14 protein-coding genes and 2 pseudogenes are annotated in these 15,027 nt (G+C 71.7%); 7 read left to right on the plus strand and 9 right to left on the minus strand.

Features of this window, described 5'->3' with window-relative positions:
* The coding region (locus ABD811_RS15435) for a hypothetical protein (RefSeq protein WP_344947212.1) at positions 1-583 on the plus strand (583 nt) is incomplete at its 5' end.
* A gap of 25 nt (positions 584-608) precedes the next feature.
* Positions 609-1,004 carry a hypothetical protein gene (locus tag ABD811_RS15440; protein ID WP_344947215.1) on the plus strand — a complete coding sequence of 132 codons (396 nt, stop codon included), beginning with the start codon at positions 609-611 and terminating at the stop codon, positions 1,002-1,004.
* A 27-nt stretch (positions 1,005-1,031) separates the two neighbouring features.
* On the opposite strand, the gene ABD811_RS15445 is transcribed toward ABD811_RS15440, so the two are convergent.
* From ABD811_RS15445 to ABD811_RS15460, 4 genes are all read right to left on the minus strand, one after another.
* On the minus strand, positions 1,032-1,637 hold the full coding sequence (locus tag ABD811_RS15445) for a response regulator (protein ID WP_344947218.1): 606 nt from the start codon (positions 1,635-1,637) through the stop codon (positions 1,032-1,034).
* Positions 1,634-2,827 carry a sensor histidine kinase gene (locus ABD811_RS15450; RefSeq protein ID WP_344947222.1) on the minus strand — a complete coding sequence of 398 codons (1,194 nt, stop codon included), beginning with the start codon at positions 2,825-2,827 and terminating at the stop codon, positions 1,634-1,636. Before ABD811_RS15450 ends, ABD811_RS15445 begins: the two co-directional genes overlap by 4 nt.
* Before the next feature lie 200 nt (positions 2,828-3,027).
* Positions 3,028-3,678 carry an ATP-binding cassette domain-containing protein gene (locus tag ABD811_RS15455; RefSeq protein WP_344947225.1) on the minus strand — a complete coding sequence of 217 codons (651 nt, stop codon included), beginning with the start codon at positions 3,676-3,678 and terminating at the stop codon, positions 3,028-3,030.
* A gap of 98 nt (positions 3,679-3,776) precedes the next feature.
* Complete coding sequence (locus ABD811_RS15460; protein ID WP_344947228.1) at positions 3,777-4,940, minus strand: lactate 2-monooxygenase; 1,164 nt, start codon at positions 4,938-4,940, stop codon at positions 3,777-3,779.
* A 223-nt stretch (positions 4,941-5,163) separates the two neighbouring features.
* On the opposite strand from ABD811_RS15460, the gene ABD811_RS15465 reads away from it, so the two are divergent.
* Positions 5,164-7,623 (plus strand): DNA gyrase/topoisomerase IV subunit A, encoded by a 2,460-nt coding sequence (locus ABD811_RS15465; RefSeq protein WP_344947231.1) that lies wholly within the window; start codon positions 5,164-5,166, stop codon positions 7,621-7,623.
* Positions 7,624-7,733: 110 nt separating this feature from the next.
* Here the strand turns inward: ABD811_RS15465 and ABD811_RS15470 are convergent, their stop codons facing one another.
* Entirely contained in the window at positions 7,734-8,132 is a 399-nt protein-coding gene (locus ABD811_RS15470; protein WP_344947234.1) for a VOC family protein, read from the minus strand.
* A 639-nt stretch (positions 8,133-8,771) separates the two neighbouring features.
* Here ABD811_RS15470 and ABD811_RS15475 point away from each other — a divergent pair.
* Positions 8,772-9,632 carry a patatin-like phospholipase family protein gene (locus tag ABD811_RS15475; RefSeq protein WP_344947237.1) on the plus strand — a complete coding sequence of 287 codons (861 nt, stop codon included), beginning with the start codon at positions 8,772-8,774 and terminating at the stop codon, positions 9,630-9,632.
* 55 nt (positions 9,633-9,687) lie between these two features.
* Positions 9,688-10,128 (plus strand): SMI1/KNR4 family protein, encoded by a 441-nt coding sequence (locus ABD811_RS15480; protein ID WP_344947240.1) that lies wholly within the window; start codon positions 9,688-9,690, stop codon positions 10,126-10,128.
* Positions 10,129-11,002: 874 nt separating this feature from the next.
* Here ABD811_RS15480 and ABD811_RS15485 read toward each other — a convergent pair.
* A pseudogene (locus ABD811_RS15485) lies at positions 11,003-11,116 on the minus strand (CarD family transcriptional regulator); the annotation flags it as partial.
* A 200-nt stretch (positions 11,117-11,316) separates the two neighbouring features.
* On the opposite strand from ABD811_RS15485, the gene ABD811_RS15490 reads away from it, so the two are divergent.
* Both ABD811_RS15490 and ABD811_RS15495 read left to right on the plus strand, forming a co-directional pair.
* Positions 11,317-12,282, plus strand: coding sequence for a quinone oxidoreductase family protein (locus ABD811_RS15490; protein ID WP_344947243.1), 966 nt, complete (start codon positions 11,317-11,319; stop codon positions 12,280-12,282).
* Positions 12,283-12,356: 74 nt separating this feature from the next.
* A pseudogene (locus ABD811_RS15495) lies at positions 12,357-12,602 on the plus strand (leucine zipper domain-containing protein); the annotation flags it as partial.
* Between the two features lie 942 nt (positions 12,603-13,544).
* Here the strand turns inward: ABD811_RS15495 and ABD811_RS15500 are convergent.
* Genes ABD811_RS15500 through ABD811_RS15510 form a run of 3 tightly spaced genes read right to left on the minus strand, consistent with a single transcriptional unit; the run spans position 13,545 to position 14,917 of the window.
* Complete coding sequence (locus ABD811_RS15500) at positions 13,545-14,060, minus strand: hypothetical protein (protein WP_344947246.1); 516 nt, start codon at positions 14,058-14,060, stop codon at positions 13,545-13,547.
* A complete protein-coding gene (locus ABD811_RS15505) occupies positions 14,020-14,211 on the minus strand; it encodes a helix-turn-helix domain-containing protein (RefSeq protein ID WP_344947249.1) in 192 nt (63 codons plus the stop codon). The genes ABD811_RS15500 and ABD811_RS15505 overlap by 41 nt, the downstream gene beginning before the upstream one ends.
* Positions 14,201-14,917: an ATP-binding protein gene (locus ABD811_RS15510; protein WP_344947251.1), complete on the minus strand. Its 717-nt coding sequence runs from the start codon at positions 14,915-14,917 to the stop codon at positions 14,201-14,203. Before ABD811_RS15510 ends, ABD811_RS15505 begins: the two co-directional genes overlap by 11 nt.
* Between the last annotated feature and the right edge of the window lie 110 nt (positions 14,918-15,027).

A 15,027-nucleotide genomic window follows, 5' to 3' on the forward strand; every position in this document is an offset into this window, starting at 1 on the left:
GACCCGAAGCATGAACGAGCATGAGCTGCGCGCGGAGTTGCTGCGGCTGCTGAGCGACGGGATGCCAGAGCCCGCATCGACCGCGGTGGACGGTGAGCGCGACCTCGTGCCGCTCGCGCTCGACATGGACGGCGACGTCGCCGTCGTCTCGTTCCTGCGACATCAGAACGGCGGCACCGGTGGCTGCTTCATCGAAGGTGTCACGTTCCACAAGCGGGACGGCGAGTGGATCGAGCTCGGCGGCGGCGGGGCCTGGGCGCCCGACGAGCCGCTGGCCCGGCGTCCCGCCGCGGAGCTGGGCGGCCACCTGATCCGGTACGCCACGGGCCGTACCGTCCGCAACGCCAACCGCATGTTCCCCTGGGGCGCCAAGTGGGTCAGCGAGGCCAAGCTGCGCGCTTCCAGCGAGGTCGCGCGGATCCGGGTCGGCGCCCGGCTGCTGGACGTCCCGGCGCACGGGCACGTCGTGGTGGTCTGGACGGCGCGCCGCGACCCCGTCGTCGAGGCCTTGGACCACGACGGCGTCGTCCTGGAGTCCCTGGACCTCGGCCCCCGGCTCGTCCCCCTGGCAACGACGGCCTGACCCCCTTGCGTCCCTCGGAGGACCCGTGCTCGCCATCACCTGGGACACCGTCCGGATCTTCCTGCACGTGCTGGCCGCGACCGTGTGGGTCGGCGGGCAGCTGACCCTCACGGCGCTGCTGCCGGTGCTGCGCGGCGCGGGCGGCGGCACCTCCCGGCTCGCCGCCCGCCAGTTCAACCGGGTCGCGTGGGCCGCGTTCGCCGTGCTCGTGCTGACGGGCGGGTGGAACATCGCGGCCGTGGGCGACGTGGACGGCGCGTACCAGACGACCCTCTACGTGAAGCTGGCCGTCGTGGTCGTCTCGGGCGTCGCCGCGTTCCTGCACACCAGGGCGTCCACCCCCAAGGGCCTGGCCGTGACGGGAGCGGTCAGCGGCGTGGCCGCCCTGGCCGCCCTGTTCCTGGGCGTCATGCTCGGCTGAGTCCTCCAGGGGCACAGCCGGCCGACGTCACAGCCAGCCGAGGTCGCGTGCGGCCCGCACGGCGGCGTGCCGGTTGTCGACGCCGAGCTTGGTGACCGCGGCCGACAGGTAGTTGCGCACCGTTCCCTCCGACAGGCCGAGGGCGCGGGCGATGCGGGCGACGGGCGCGCCGTCGGCGGCGGCGCGCAGGGTGTCCAGCTCGCGCGGTGTGAGGGGGCACTCCTCGGCGGCCAGCGCGTCGGCGGCCAGCTGCGGGTCGATGTAGCGGGCGCCGTCGGCGACCTGCCGGATGACCTGCGCGAGCCGCGCGCCCGGGGCGTCCTTGCCGAGGAAGCCGCGCACGCCCGCGCTCATGGCGCGGCGCAGGTTGCCGGGCCGTCCGTGCGCGGTGACGATCACGACCTGGCAGCCGGGCAGGTCGCGGGCCAGGCGTTCGGCGGCGGCGAGCCCGTCCAGGCCCGGCATGTCCAGGTCGAGCACCGCCACGTCCGGTTTGAGGGCCAGCGCCCGTTCCACCGCCTCGTCGCCGCGGCCGACATCGGCCACGACCTCGATGCCGGGCTCGGTGTCCAGCAGCAGGACCAGCGCGTCCCTGATCAGCAGGTGGTCGTCGGCCAGCAGCACCCGGATCATGTCCGTCCCTTCCCGGCGGGTCCGCGCGCCGGGAGCAGCGGCACGGCCGCGGCCACCCGGAACGTTCCGTCGCCGACCGGCCCGGCGGTGAACTCCCCGCCGGCCGCCGCGATCCGCTCGGCCAGCCCGGTGAGCCCGCTGCCGGGCCGGTGCGGGGCGCCGCCCGGCGCGCGGCGGCCCGGCCCCGCCCCGTCGTTGCTGATCTCCAGCCACATCCGGTCGTCGTCGGCCCACACCGTGATCAGGCACCAGGTCGCGGTGCTGTGCCGCAGCACGTTGGTGGCGGCCTCGCGGGCGACCCGGCCGAGCGGTTCGTGCACGTGGGCGGGCAGGCGCGGGGAGATCTCGGGACGCCGGCAGCGGATCCCGGCCGCCTGCAGCACGGCGGACATGCCGTCCAGTTCCGTGCGCAGCGACGTCGCCCGGTAGCCGCGGACGATCTCCCGCACGTCGCCGACCGCCTCCCGCGCCATCGCCTGGATCTCGGTCAGTTCCTTGCGCACGCGCCCGGGGTCGCGCTCCAGATACCGTTCGGCGACCTCGGCGCGCAGGGCGACGGCCTGGAGGCTGTGGCCGAGCACGTCATGCAGGTCCCGGGCGAAGCGCAGCCGCTCCTCCCCCACGGCGGACCGGGCCAGTTCCGCGCGCGCCCGCCGCAGTTCCTGGACGATGTGGTACATCCACACCGTCACGTAACCGGAGAACGCCGCGACCGGGACGCCGAACAGCTCGTACAGCACCGTCAACGGGGGCAGACCGAGCAACACCCCGTACCCGGGGGTGAGCACGGTGGCGACCCCTGTCACCGCCACGGCCTGCCGTAGCGGCAGCACGACGGCGATGAGCCCGGCCGGGAACATCAGCAGGTTCCCCCAGCCGACCTCCGCGCCCATCACCGGCGGCAGCCCCCAGCACGCGACGGTGAGGGCGGCAAGGCCGATCCGGTGGGCGGGCGCGGTACGGCGACGCAGGTTGAGCCACAGCAGCCGTCCGTACGTGGCGCATATGGCCGCCGTCGCCGCCACGGCCAGGGCCACGCGTCCCGGCTCGGAGCGGACGAAGAGCTCGTACCAGAGGGCGGGCAGCAGCATGCCGGTCAGGGTCAGCAGGGTCAACGCCACGATGACGGCGGCGAAAGCCCCGGGGCGCCCGATCCTCGGCTGCACCTGTCTGCCTGCCTCTGCGATCAACGGGAGCAGGGTCACTCAGGGTACGCGAGGTGCCCGCCCCCGCCTCTTGGCGAAGCCGTCAAAGCTTTCGGCCGCCGATTATCACCGCGCTCACAATTTCAGCCCCCGGACAGGGCGCGTGGGCCTGCGCGAACGCTATGACCGCACCTGGGTGCGCCCAGTGGCCGCGCGGGGGCGTCCCAGGCGACCGGTGTTCGGTGTCAGGCGGCCTTGGGATGCGCTTCGTCACCGCCTGTGACCAGACGTCCTTCGTCCAGGATCCCGACACGGTCGGCGCGGCATGCCTCGTCCGGGGAACGGGTGGTCATCAGCACTGTGACCCCGTGGGCGGACAGTGCCCGCAGCACACCCCAGACGCGTTCCCTCGGCGCGTCCTGGAGGTCCGCCGTGGGCTCGTCCAGGAACAGCACGTCGGAACGGGCCAGCAGGACCAGCGCCACGTCCAGCAGGCGCCGCTCCCCCGGCGTGAGCCGTTCGAACGGCACGTTCTCCAGCCCCGACAGGCCGGCCAGGCGCAGCGCCTCCGCCGCGGTGAGCGGGTCCAATGTCCAGCGGCGCCAGGCGTCCACGACCTCCCCCACGGTCAGGCCCGGGAACAGGCCGCCGTCGCGCCACACCGTGCCCGCCCTCAGCGCGTCGCGCCGTTCGTACGGGTCGACCCCGCAGACCCGCACCGTCCCCCCGGTGGGACGACGCAGCCCCGCCCCGACCTCCAGCAGCGTGGTCTTGCCCGCCCCGTGACGACCCAGGAGCGCGTACATCTCGCCCCGGGCCACGGTGAACGAGACGTCCCGTACGGCGTCGCGCTCCCCGAAACGCACCCGCAGGTCGCGTACCTCGATCACGTCCATGAACCCATGCTGCCGAGCGCCGGCACAGGGCGGGCAGTCACGGACGTCAGGAAACGTCCGGGACCTTCACACGGCCACGCCATGACATTTGTCAGACCTCACGCCGACACGAGGAGAGCCGGGCCGAGGTCCGCGACCCTGGCGTGGCCCGAGAGCATCAGGGTGAGGTCCAGCTCGGCCAGCAGGCAGCGCAGGACGTGCGTGACCCCCGCCTCGCCCCCGAGCGCGAGCCCGTACACGAAGGGGCGTCCCACCAGCACCGCCTTGGCGCCCAGGGCGAGCGCCTTGGCGATGTCGCCGCCGGTGCGGACGCCGCTGTCGAACAGCACCTCCGCCTGGTCGCGCACGGCCTCGACCACGGGCGGCAGCGCGTCCAGCGACGCCACCGCCCCGTCGATCTGCCGTCCGCCGTGGTTGGAGACGATCACGCCGTCCATGCCCGCGTCCACCGCGCGCCGCGCGTCGTCGGGATGCTGGATGCCCTTGAGCGCGATCGGCCCGTGCCAGTGCTCGCGCAGGAACACCAGGTCGTCCCAGGTCAGCGAGGGGTTGCCGAAGTTGGCCGCCCAGTGCAGGATCGCCGCGTCCCGGTTGGCCTCGGTGACCGGCCCGCCGACCGCCTTCTGGAACACCGGGTCGCTGAAATAGTTGGCCACCCCGATGCCCCGCAGGAACGGCAGGTACGCCTGGTCGAGGTCGCGGGGGCGCCACGCCAGCGCGAACGTGTCGAGCGTGACCACCAGCGCGGTGTACCCGGCGGCGGCCGCGCGCTCCAGGAAGCTGACGGCCAGCTCACGGTCCTTGGGCCAGTACAGCTGGTACCAGCGCGGCCCGTCCCCGTTCGCCTGCGCGACCTCCTCGATCGAGAACGACGAGGCCGTGCTCAGCACGTACGGCAGCCCGGTCGCCGCCGCGGCCCGCGCCGCCGCGCGCTCGCCGTCCGGATGGAAGATCGACTGTACGCCGACCGGGGCCAGCGCCACCGGCGCGGGCATCGGCGTGCCCAGCACCCGCACCGACAGGTCGCGCGCCGCCACGTCCCGCAGCATCCGCGGCACGATCCGCCACCGGTCGAACGCCTCCCGGTTGGCCCGCGCGGTCGCCTCGCTGCCGGCCGCCCCGGCCACGTACCCGAACGCCGCGGCCGACAGGCGCCGCTCGGCCAGCGCCTCCAGCCTGGTCAGGTCGGTGGGCAGCTCGGGGACGACGTCACCGAGGCCCCTCAGGTAGATCTCGTTCTGGAAGTCGGCGAGCGAACTCATGCCCGCCTCCCGCTCGCCGCCGCGCCGGGTCCTCGCCCGGCTCGCGGCGCCCGCTTCGCGGACGCCGCCGTGCCCCTGTGGACCTCCACGTTCGCGGGCCAGGCGACGCCACGCCCCTCCGGCTCACTCATGCGCCCTCCTCGGGCCGTCCGGACCGCGACGCCCCGCCGTCGTGGGGCCGTCCGGTACGAATCTGTCTGTGGGACCGGCAACAATGTTCCACATGGCACGACGCGGATCCCAAGCCCCACCGCCGCCCGACTTCGAAGAGAACATCGTCGACGTCGACGTCTCCGAGGAGATGCGCGGCAGCTACCTTGAGTACGCCTACTCGGTGATCTACCAGCGGGCGCTTCCGGACGCGCGCGACGGGCTCAAGCCCGTGCAGCGCCGCATCCTGTACTCGATGAACGAGATGGGCCTGCGTCCCGACCGCGGTCACGTCAAGTGCGCCCGCGTCGTCGGCGAGGTCATGGGCAAGCTGCATCCGCACGGCGACAGCGCCATCTACGACGCCATGGTGCGCCTGGCCCAGCGCTGGGCGATGCGGATGCCGCTGGTGGACGGGCACGGCAACTTCGGCTCCCTCGGCGGCGACGACATGCCCGCCGCCATGCGGTACACCGAGGCCCGCATGTCCCGCGAGGCCATGCTGATGGTCGCCTCGATCGACGAGGGCACCGTCGACTTCCGGCCCAACTACGACGGGCAGGAGACCGAGCCGGAGGTGCTGCCCGCCGCGTTCCCGAACCTGCTGGTCAACGGGGCGTCCGGGATCGCGGTCGGAATGGCCACCAACATGGCCCCGCACAACCTCGGGGAGGTCATCGCCGCCGCCCGGCACCTGATCGACAACCCCGAGGCCGACCTGGACGCGCTGATGCGCTTCGTGCCCGGCCCCGACCTGCCCACCGGCGGCAAGATCGTCGGACTGGACGGCATCCGCGACGCCTACGCCACCGGCCGCGGCACGTTCCGCACCCGCGCCACCGCGCACATCGAGAACGTCACCCCCCGCCGCAAGGGCATCGTCGTCACCGAGCTGCCGTACGCGGTCGGCCCCGAACGCGTCAAGGCCAAGATCAAGGACCTGGTCAACGCCAAGAAGCTGCAGGGCATCGCCGACCTGAAGGACCTCACCGACCGCACCACCGGGCTGCGCCTGGTCATCGAGGTCAAGAACGGCTTCCACCCGGAGGCCGTGCTGGAGGAGCTCTACCGGCTCACGCCGATGGAGGAGACCTTCGGCATCAACAACGTGGCGCTGGTGGACGGCCAGCCCCGCACCCTCGGCCTGCGCGAACTGCTGCAGGTCTACGTCGACCACCGCATCGACGTGGTGCGCCGCCGCTCGGCCCACCGCCGCGCCAAGCGCGAGGACCGGCTGCACCTGGTCGACGGCCTGCTGGTCGCGCTGCTCAACATCGACGAGGTCATCCAGGTCATCCGCGGCAGCGACGACTCCGCGCAGGCCAAGCAGCGCCTCATGCAGATCTTCGAACTGTCGGAGATCCAGTCGCAGTACATCCTCGACACGCCGCTGCGCCGCCTGACCCGCTACGACCGGCTGGAGCTGGAAAAGGAGAAGGAGCAACTCGCCCGCGAGATCGCCGAGCTGACCGAGATCCTGGAGTCGGAGACCAAGCTGCGCGGCGTGGTCTCGGCCGAGCTCGCCGAGGTCGCCGCCGAGTACGCCACGCCCCGCCGCACCGTCCTGCTGGAGGCGTCCGGCCACACCGCCGCGGCCGCCGTGCCGCTGGAGGTCCCCGACGACCCCTGCCTGGTGCTGATGTCGTCCACCGGCCTGCTCGCCCGCACCACCACCGCCGAACCGCTGCCCGCCGAGGGCGACCGGGCGCCGCACGACGTGCTGGCGTCGGTCGTCCGCACGTCGGCGCGCGGCCAGATCGGCGCGGTCACCTCGGCCGGGCGGATGATCCGCATCGAGGTCATCGACCTGCCGATGCTGCCGCCATCCGCCACCGCGCCGTCCCTGGCCGGCGGCGCCCCCATCGACGAGTACATCGCCCTGGAGGACGACGAGAAGGTCGTCGGCCTGGGCGTCATCGCCGACTCCGGCGCCGGTCTCGCCCTGGGCACCGAGCAGGGCGTGGTCAAACGGGTCGTCCCCGACTTCCCCAACCGCGACGACTTCGAGGTGATCGGCCTGAAGGAGGGCGACCGCGTGGTGGGCGCCGTCCAGCTGGCCTCCGAGGACCAGGACCTGGTCTTCATCACCACCGACGCCCAGTTGCTGCACTACAGCGCCGCCAACGTCCGTCCCCAGGGCCGCCCCGCGGGGGGAATGGCGGGCATCAAGCTCTCCGCCGGGGCCCGCGTCCTGTGGTTCGGCGCCGTCGACCCGGCGCGTGAGAACCGTGTGGTGACGGTCTCCGGCTCCTCCACGGCCCTGCCCGGCACCCAGACCGGCGCGGTCAAGGTCTCCGACTACGCCGACTTCCCGGCCAAGGGCCGCGCCACCGGCGGCGTCCGCTCCCACCGCTTCCTCAAGGGCGAGGACGCCCTGATCCTGGCCTGGGCGGGCCCGGCCCCCGTACGCGCCGCGTCCTCCACGGGCAAGCCGCTGCCCCTGACAACGGAACTGGGCCGCCGCGACGGTTCCGGCGAAAAACTCGCCACGCCCATAACGGCCCTGGGCGGCCCCCTGGCCTCCGAGGCATAACACGTCTTGCGGGCGCGCCCTGGGCCCTCCCCCAGGCCGCGCCCGCACGACGCCCACCCTCGACCGAGGGCACCCGAGGTGGCCAGTCGCTCAGACCGGCGGGTGCGGGCTCACGCGGAAGCCGGGCGCTCCTGGACGACCCAGTGATTGTCGTCCGGGTCGCTGAAGAAGATCATCGTGCTCCAGGGCTTCTCGCCACGCCCCGGACGCTGCACTCCATCCTCGAAGTGCACCACGTCGCTGACCGGAGCCCCTCGTCCCGCCAGTTCCGCGTGGGCGGCCTCGACATCGCCGACCACAAGCGTCAGCCCCTTGACGCTGCCAGGCTCACCGTCGGTGACCAGATGGATCGAACACCCCGAGCCGGGCGGCGTGAGCTGCACAAGCCGTCTTCCCCCAGGGATCTCCTGGTCGATGTCCACGTTGAAGCCGACCCGCTCGCTGTAGAAGGCCTTCGCCCGGTCCACATCCGAGACGGGCACCGGCACCACTTCAAGATTCCAGTCCACGCCAGGATCCTCCTACGCCCCAGTGACAGAACCAGACCGCTCAACGCCCCCTCCTCAGGGGCGCCACCCTGCTTCACCCCCGCCGCCCCACCGACGTCCTGACGCGACACGCCCAGCCGCACCCCCACCACTCCCTCACGACGCCCACACCCCACGGGATCGACCTGGAATCCCGGGCCGCCCTGCGCGGACCGCCGCCCCCGCACTGGAAACGCTCGCCAGGGTCGTAGTGCTCGCGCCAGTATTCGGTGGTCGCCCACCACAAGTTCGAAGTCCTGCGTCTCGGCCCATCCAAAACCGACACGCACACCGTCACCTGCAAAGCCCCTGACACGTTGATCGGGGGGACCGGCGCGGGAGTCGGCCGACACAAGCGTCCTCGGGACCGGCCGACGCACGGTGGTGTACTCCAACACTCCTTGCGGGCGGGCTCCGGCTGAATCCACGCTGTCCCGGCCACCGGGTAAACCTGCACGCCCTTGATTCACCAGTACGGGCGCCTCGGCAGGGACCGTGGGACGCCTTGACCGGTGGCGAGCACGCCTCACCGCCCCACCTGCTCACTGACCAGGCGGAGTGGCGGCGCTGGTCGCGTGGGCCGGAGGATACTGAGCGGTATTCGACGGATGGAGGACGATCATGACCGAGGCGCTGGTGCTGGGCGGCGGGGGTGTCGGCGGGATCGCCTGGATCACCGGGGTGCTTGCCGGGCTGGCCGACGCGGGGCAGGACGTCACCGGCGCCGACGTGATCGTGGGAACGTCCGCGGGCTCGGCCGTCGCGGCACAGCTGGGCAGCGGACTGAGCCTGGACGCGCTGTACGCCCGGCAGGTCGAGCCGGAGCTGCAGGCCGCCGAGATCATGGTCGACCTGGACCTGGAGAGGTTCAGCGCCGAGTTCGCCGCCGCGCTGCGCGATGTCGACACCGTTGCGGAGATCCGGCGCGCGGTGGGCAGGTACGCGCTCAAGGCCGCCACCGTGCCGGAGCCGGAGCGACGGGCGGTGATCGAGTCGCGGCTGCCGTCCCACGCGTGGCCGACGCGATCGTTGAAGATCGTCGCGGTGGACGCCGAGAGCGGTGAGCCGCGGGTGTTCGACAACGCCTCGGGCGTGAACCTGGTCGACGCCGTCGCGGCGAGCTGCGCCGTACCCGGCGTGTGGCCACCCGTGACGATCGGCGGACGCCGGTACGTCGACGGCGGCGTCCGCTCCGGCGCCAACGCCGACTACGCCGCCGGTGCGTCCCGGGTCCTGGTGCTCGCGCCACTGGGCGGCGTCGAACTGGTCCCGACCGACAGGCCGCTGGACCAGACCGTCGAGGAGCTGCGCGCGAGCGGCGCCGAGGTGGCGGTCATCGAACCGGACGAGGCGTCGCGGACGGCCATCGGCCCGAACCCGCTCGACCCGTCCACCCGCGAGCCGGCCGCCGAGGCGGGCCGCGCCCAGGGCCGCACACTAGAGATCCAATGGAGCCGCCCACAGCAGCCGTCTCAGAAGTGATCCCATTGGTCGGCCTGCCGTGATCGCCGTTTCCGCAGACCATGAGGATCCTGCCATGTGGAGAAAGCTCATCGGGCGTCTGTACGGTGACGCGGAGTTCGCCGCACCCGCGTCCGACGAGGAGATCGACGAGATCGAGCGGCGGCTCGGCCAGGCGGTGCCGGACGAGCTGCGAGAACTGCTGCGGCAGACCAACGGCGTGCGGGCCGAGTACGGATCCGGACTGGTGTGGTCGGCGCAGGAGATCATCAAGGAGAACACGGAGTTTCGGGGCAGCGCCGACTTCGCCGAGCTCTACATGCCGTTCGACCAGCTGATGTTCATCGGGGACAACGGCGGTGGTGACCAGTTCGCGTACGTCCAAGGCCCTTCTGGACGACCCGGCGACGTGTTCGTGTGGGATCACGAAACCGACGAACGCAAGTGGATCGCCAACTCGCTCGAGGACTACCTGCAGCGTAGGGCGGACGCGGCCGGCGACGACTGGTACAAGTGAGCGAGCCGAGGAGCGGTCACGACCATTCGTTGGTCCAAGCCATGCACGAGGTGGCCTCCCTGCGGGCGCCTAGCTTGCCGTACCTGGTCGCGCCGGACGCCCGGTTGCGTTTGAGCTGGTTGATCGCGCACCCCGCAGCGTGGCGTTCAGACGACTGGTACAAGTGAGCAAGCCGAGGAGCGCTCACGACCATTCGTTCGTCCAAGCCATGCACGAGGTGGCCTCCCTGCGGGCGCCCAGCTTGCCGAACCTGGTCGCAGCGGACGCCCCGTTGCGTTCGAACCGGTTGATCGCGTCCCCCGCAGCGTGGCGTTCACGGGCAGGAGGAGCGTTCACGACGTTGCTGAAGGGTGCCAACACGCCGGTGCCTGTTCCATCCGTACGTGTCGAACTGGGTCAGGCACGCCGCCTCCCTGTCCCCCGCACCACACCCATGGAACTCCCCGCACCCGCCAACCCGCCAACGCGGCGACGAGGGCAGATGCCCCCACCGAAACTGCTGGCCAGACCCTTGATCGCCGCTGGCCCCGCGCGCCGCTCACGGGGCATGCGCCTCCGCCCCCGGGGTCTGCGGCAGACACGCGTCCGACCAGCCTCCGACGACGCAACGGCATCCCGCCACCGAGTCCGGACGCCACGTCACACAATCCCTCAAACCGAGCCGCCAAACGGAGCCCCCAGGCCGAACCACCAAGGCCGAGCCGCCACACCAAACCCCCAGGCCGAGCCATCACACCGGGGCACGTCAGGTCAGGGCGTCCGGCCGAGCCAACACACCGGGGTGACAGATCAGGGCATCAGGCCGGACCAACGAACCGCGGCGTCAAGCCAGGCCACCTGGCCGGACCAACAAACCGGGGCGTCAGACCGGGGCCTCACCGGCCGACAGTCCGCGTTCCTTGTCGCGGCGCCGCAGGTCGCGGACGACCTCGGCGACCTTGTTGACGTCACCGGATGCGAGCTTCTCCAGCTTCGCCTTGTAACGCCGTCAGGCCGGGGCGTCAGACCGGGGCGACAGGCCGGACCAACAAACCGGGGCGACAGGCCGGGGCGACAGACCAGGGCGTCAGACCGGGGCGTCAGGCCAAGGGGCGACTCGCCATTCCCAGGGGCGCGTTCGTCACGCGGGAATGCCCACCGCCATCTCGGGAGTTGGTTCGACCATTGGATCTTGAAATGGAGGTCAGTATGCGTGCGTTGGTCGTCAAGGAGCCCGGCCCACCGGAGTCCCTGCGGCTCACGGAGACGGCCACACCGTCACCGGGACCGGGCGAGCTCACCATCGACGTGGCCTACGCCGGAGTCGGCTTCGTCGACACGCTCTTTCGCTCGGGCGCCTTCGACCTTCCCACGCCCTTCACGCCGGGTATCGAGGTCACCGGCCATGTCCGCGAGATCGGCCCCGGCGTCACCGGCTTCGAGCCCGGACAGCCCGTGGGTGCCCTGCTCAACGACTTCGGGAGGGGTATGCGGGCGGGCGGCTATGCCGAGGTCGCCGTCGCTCACGCCACGATGACCACCCGCCTCCCCGGAGACGCCGACCTGGCGCGGATGGCCGCCGTCCTGATCAACGGCGTCACCGCGTGGCTCGCACTGCACGACCTGGCGCGACTACGGGTCGGCGACGACGTGCTGGTGCTGGGCGCAAGCGGCGGTCTGGGCGGCATCACCGGCCGCCTCGCCGCCGTCCACCCGGCCGGCCGGGTCATCGGCTCGTCCCGCCGCCCCTCCGACGCCCCCACGTGGACGCACTTGGTAACCGACCTGGACACTGTCCCGGACCTCACCGGCGGCCGTGGCGTCGACATCGTCATCGACCCCGTCGGCGGCGACCTGCGCACCCGGGCCTACGACCTGCTCGCACCCTTCGGCCGCCTGGTGGTCGTCGGCAACGCCAGCGGTCAGGACCATCCCGTCTCGGCCGACTCCGCCTGGCTGAACACCCGCCAGATCCTTGGCTTCAGCCTCGGCGGCGTCGCCCACCTCATCCCCGACCGCGTCGGCACTGCCCTCTCGGCCATCGTCGACCTCGTTCACCGCGGAGTCCTGCGCGAGCCCGCCCCGGCCGTCGTGCCGCTCGACCAGGCCACCGAAGTCCACCAAGCATTGGAGACCCGCACCGCCCCGCCCAAAACCGTCCTGGCCATCCGCTAGCGGCACTTGATTACGATCTTGGTGGCACTGACCGGTAGGTGTCTGATCAGCAAGAAGACCTCCAGGCGTAGTGGATTTGCTCGCCTCGACCCACGCCCGGAGGGCTTGAAGGTCACGCTGATGCCCGGTTGACGTTTCACAGCAGATGTCTCCTGGTTCGCCGTGTCGTGCTGGAGGACCGCCCGGTCGCGCACGTCGCGTCCGAGCTGGGGGTCTCAAGACAGGGCGCGCACCGGTGGGTGGGCCGGGTTCCGCAGCGAGGGCTGGAATGGCCTGACCGGCGCAGCGGAGCCCGCTCATGCCCGTCGCGGACCCCGCCGAGGCCGCAGCTGTTGAACCCGCTGTTCCTGTTGCAGACGCCCCGCGGATGGCCGGGCGCCGAGCCGGCCACGCGGCTGGGCGTACCGAGCAGCGGGCGCGGCGGCTGACGAGCGTCACGGAATCGTCAGCCGCATCCCACTGAGCAGGTCGATCAACCAAGGCTCCACCCCTTCTCCTGCTGCTCCGCCGCACGGAACGCCTTGCGATCGACGAGCTGCCGCTCGGTTGCGCCCCCTCGGCCAGCAGCACCAGCAGGGGGATGACCACGGTGCCGACACCGATCTGTGACAGCGCCACCCCGGTGACCTCCAGGACGACGAACAGCACGCCCAGGGGCAGGCCGTAGCCCGACAGCACCATGGCCTGCCGTACGGGAGCGCGGGTCAGCACGACCACCCTGGCCATCACCACCGCCATCGCCGAGGTGAGGTAGCTCAGCGCGTACCCCGCCGCGCTGGACCGCTGGCAGCGTCCCGGCACAGTGGCTGGACTTGCGGGCTCCCGTGCCGCGGGCCCGCACCCCTCACCTGATCACCTCGATGCTCGTCACCAACGCGGCAAGACACAGATCACCTTTGGTCCGCACAACCGGTGATGACCAACGGCGACACCGACGCGCGCGCAGAGAGACCGGGATGTCAGCAGGCCACACAGAAGCCTGCGGTCCCGGAGCACCAGCAACATGGGACGCGCAGCCTGCTCCACCTATGCTGTTCCTGACCTACCTGGCGCCGTTCCTCCGCGACATGTCCGGCACCGGCCCCACCACCCTCGGCTGGGTGTTCGCCGTCTGCGGACTGGCCGGCATCGCCGGAGGCCAACTCGGCGGACGCGCCACCGACCGCTGGGGCCCCTCCACCGCCCTGCTGCTCAGCGGTGCCCTGTTCTGGGCGAAAGCCGCAGCCGTGGGGCGTGGAGGCCGGTTGAGGCGCAGACGCATGTCAGCGATGCGGCCCAGCCGATTCATCCGGTGGACTGTTCTGCTCCTTGAGCAGGTTCTTGATCTCGGTCATGCCCCACAGGACCTTGCCCATCGAGTTCTCGATCTCCGTCAGCCGCATCTCCACACCGGTCAGCCGCCCTTCGACCCGGGTGAGGCGGCCATCGACGCTGCTCAGGCGCTCCTCGACCCTGGTCAGGCGGTCCTCCACCGTGGTCAGGCGCCGGTTCATGTCGCTCTGTGTGGTGCTGAGGGCGACGAGCAGGGCGTGTTGGGCGTCGAGCCTGGCCGTGATGGTCACACCGCCGCGCTGCCTGGGCAGCCCGACATACTCTTCCAGAGCCATCAACCGGGCCTTGATCACGGCGCTCCGAAGCAGCATCGTGTTCGTCTCCTTCTCCTGACCGGGGGCTTCGGGGTTCAAGCCTGGCAAGTCGTCACGGTCCGCGTCAGCGAAATCACGATCTGTGGAAAACTCATCGACGATCGAGGTCGCGCCGCAGAACGACCTCGACATCGGCGCGATGGAAGCGCAGGCGGCCGCTGGGGGTTCGGGCTGACGGCAGCAGGCCCCGCGCTGCCCAGCCGGAGACCGTCGACCTGGCGACGCGGAACATCGTGGCGACCTCCGCCGTGGTCAGCAGGTCGGGCAGATCGTCATTTCGCATCCAGGTCCTCGCAGTGCCGCACGATCGCCTCCGCCGCCTCGGTCACGTCCCCCAGCGGGAACCGCAGCATCCCGGCACACGGCGTGGTCACCGCCAGTCCGCCGTCCCGCGCCCACACGGTGATCCCGGCCCGTACTGAGAGCACCGACATGTCCCAGCCCTCTGAGCGGTGCAACGGCCCCAGGCCGCGTGCTCTCAGGGCGGCCTCCAGGTGACGCGCCGCTTCTCGGCAGCCCTGCCGGATCGGGGGGAGCGCCGCCGGGCTGTCCTTCGGAGCGGGCAGCGCGAAATAGACCACCTTGCCGCAGGTGGGCGAGCGACCGAGCCGAGATCTCGTTCGGTGGACTCCCCACTCACCGCCGTGTTCGCCCGTGAGGCCGTCCACCAGTTCCAGCCCACGGCCTCCCTCGGCGCCGGGCGCGGGACGGAGGGGCTGGTGAGGGACGGCCCCCTTCCATGGGGCGCCATCGAAGACCTTGGTCACGATCTGCGAGGCCTCGCCCCGCCGGTACATCCACAACTCGGGCTGCCCCGACGGCCGACAACGGTCTCGCAGCGCGTGCACGAGAACGTTCGTCGCGAGTTCCGACACCATCGTGGCCGCGTCCCCCACCATCTCCTCGGGGATCAGTAGCGCCCGCAGCGTCTCTCGCACCCGTCCCCGCGCCACCGCCGCGATCGTCGCGTCCTGCGGCAACGCCCACACCGCACACCCTCCAGCCACAATGAGGCCTGCGCCGGGAGCATCCGCGCCCCGCACCGTTCGTTCGGTCGTCGGACCGAGCCCGCCCAGTCTGGGGGGCATGTCGCGCTCAG

Origin of the sequence: Actinomadura miaoliensis (assembly GCF_039536785.1) — a bacterium.
In the GTDB taxonomy this organism is placed as follows: Bacteria; Actinomycetota; Actinomycetes; order Streptosporangiales; family Streptosporangiaceae; genus Spirillospora; species Spirillospora miaoliensis.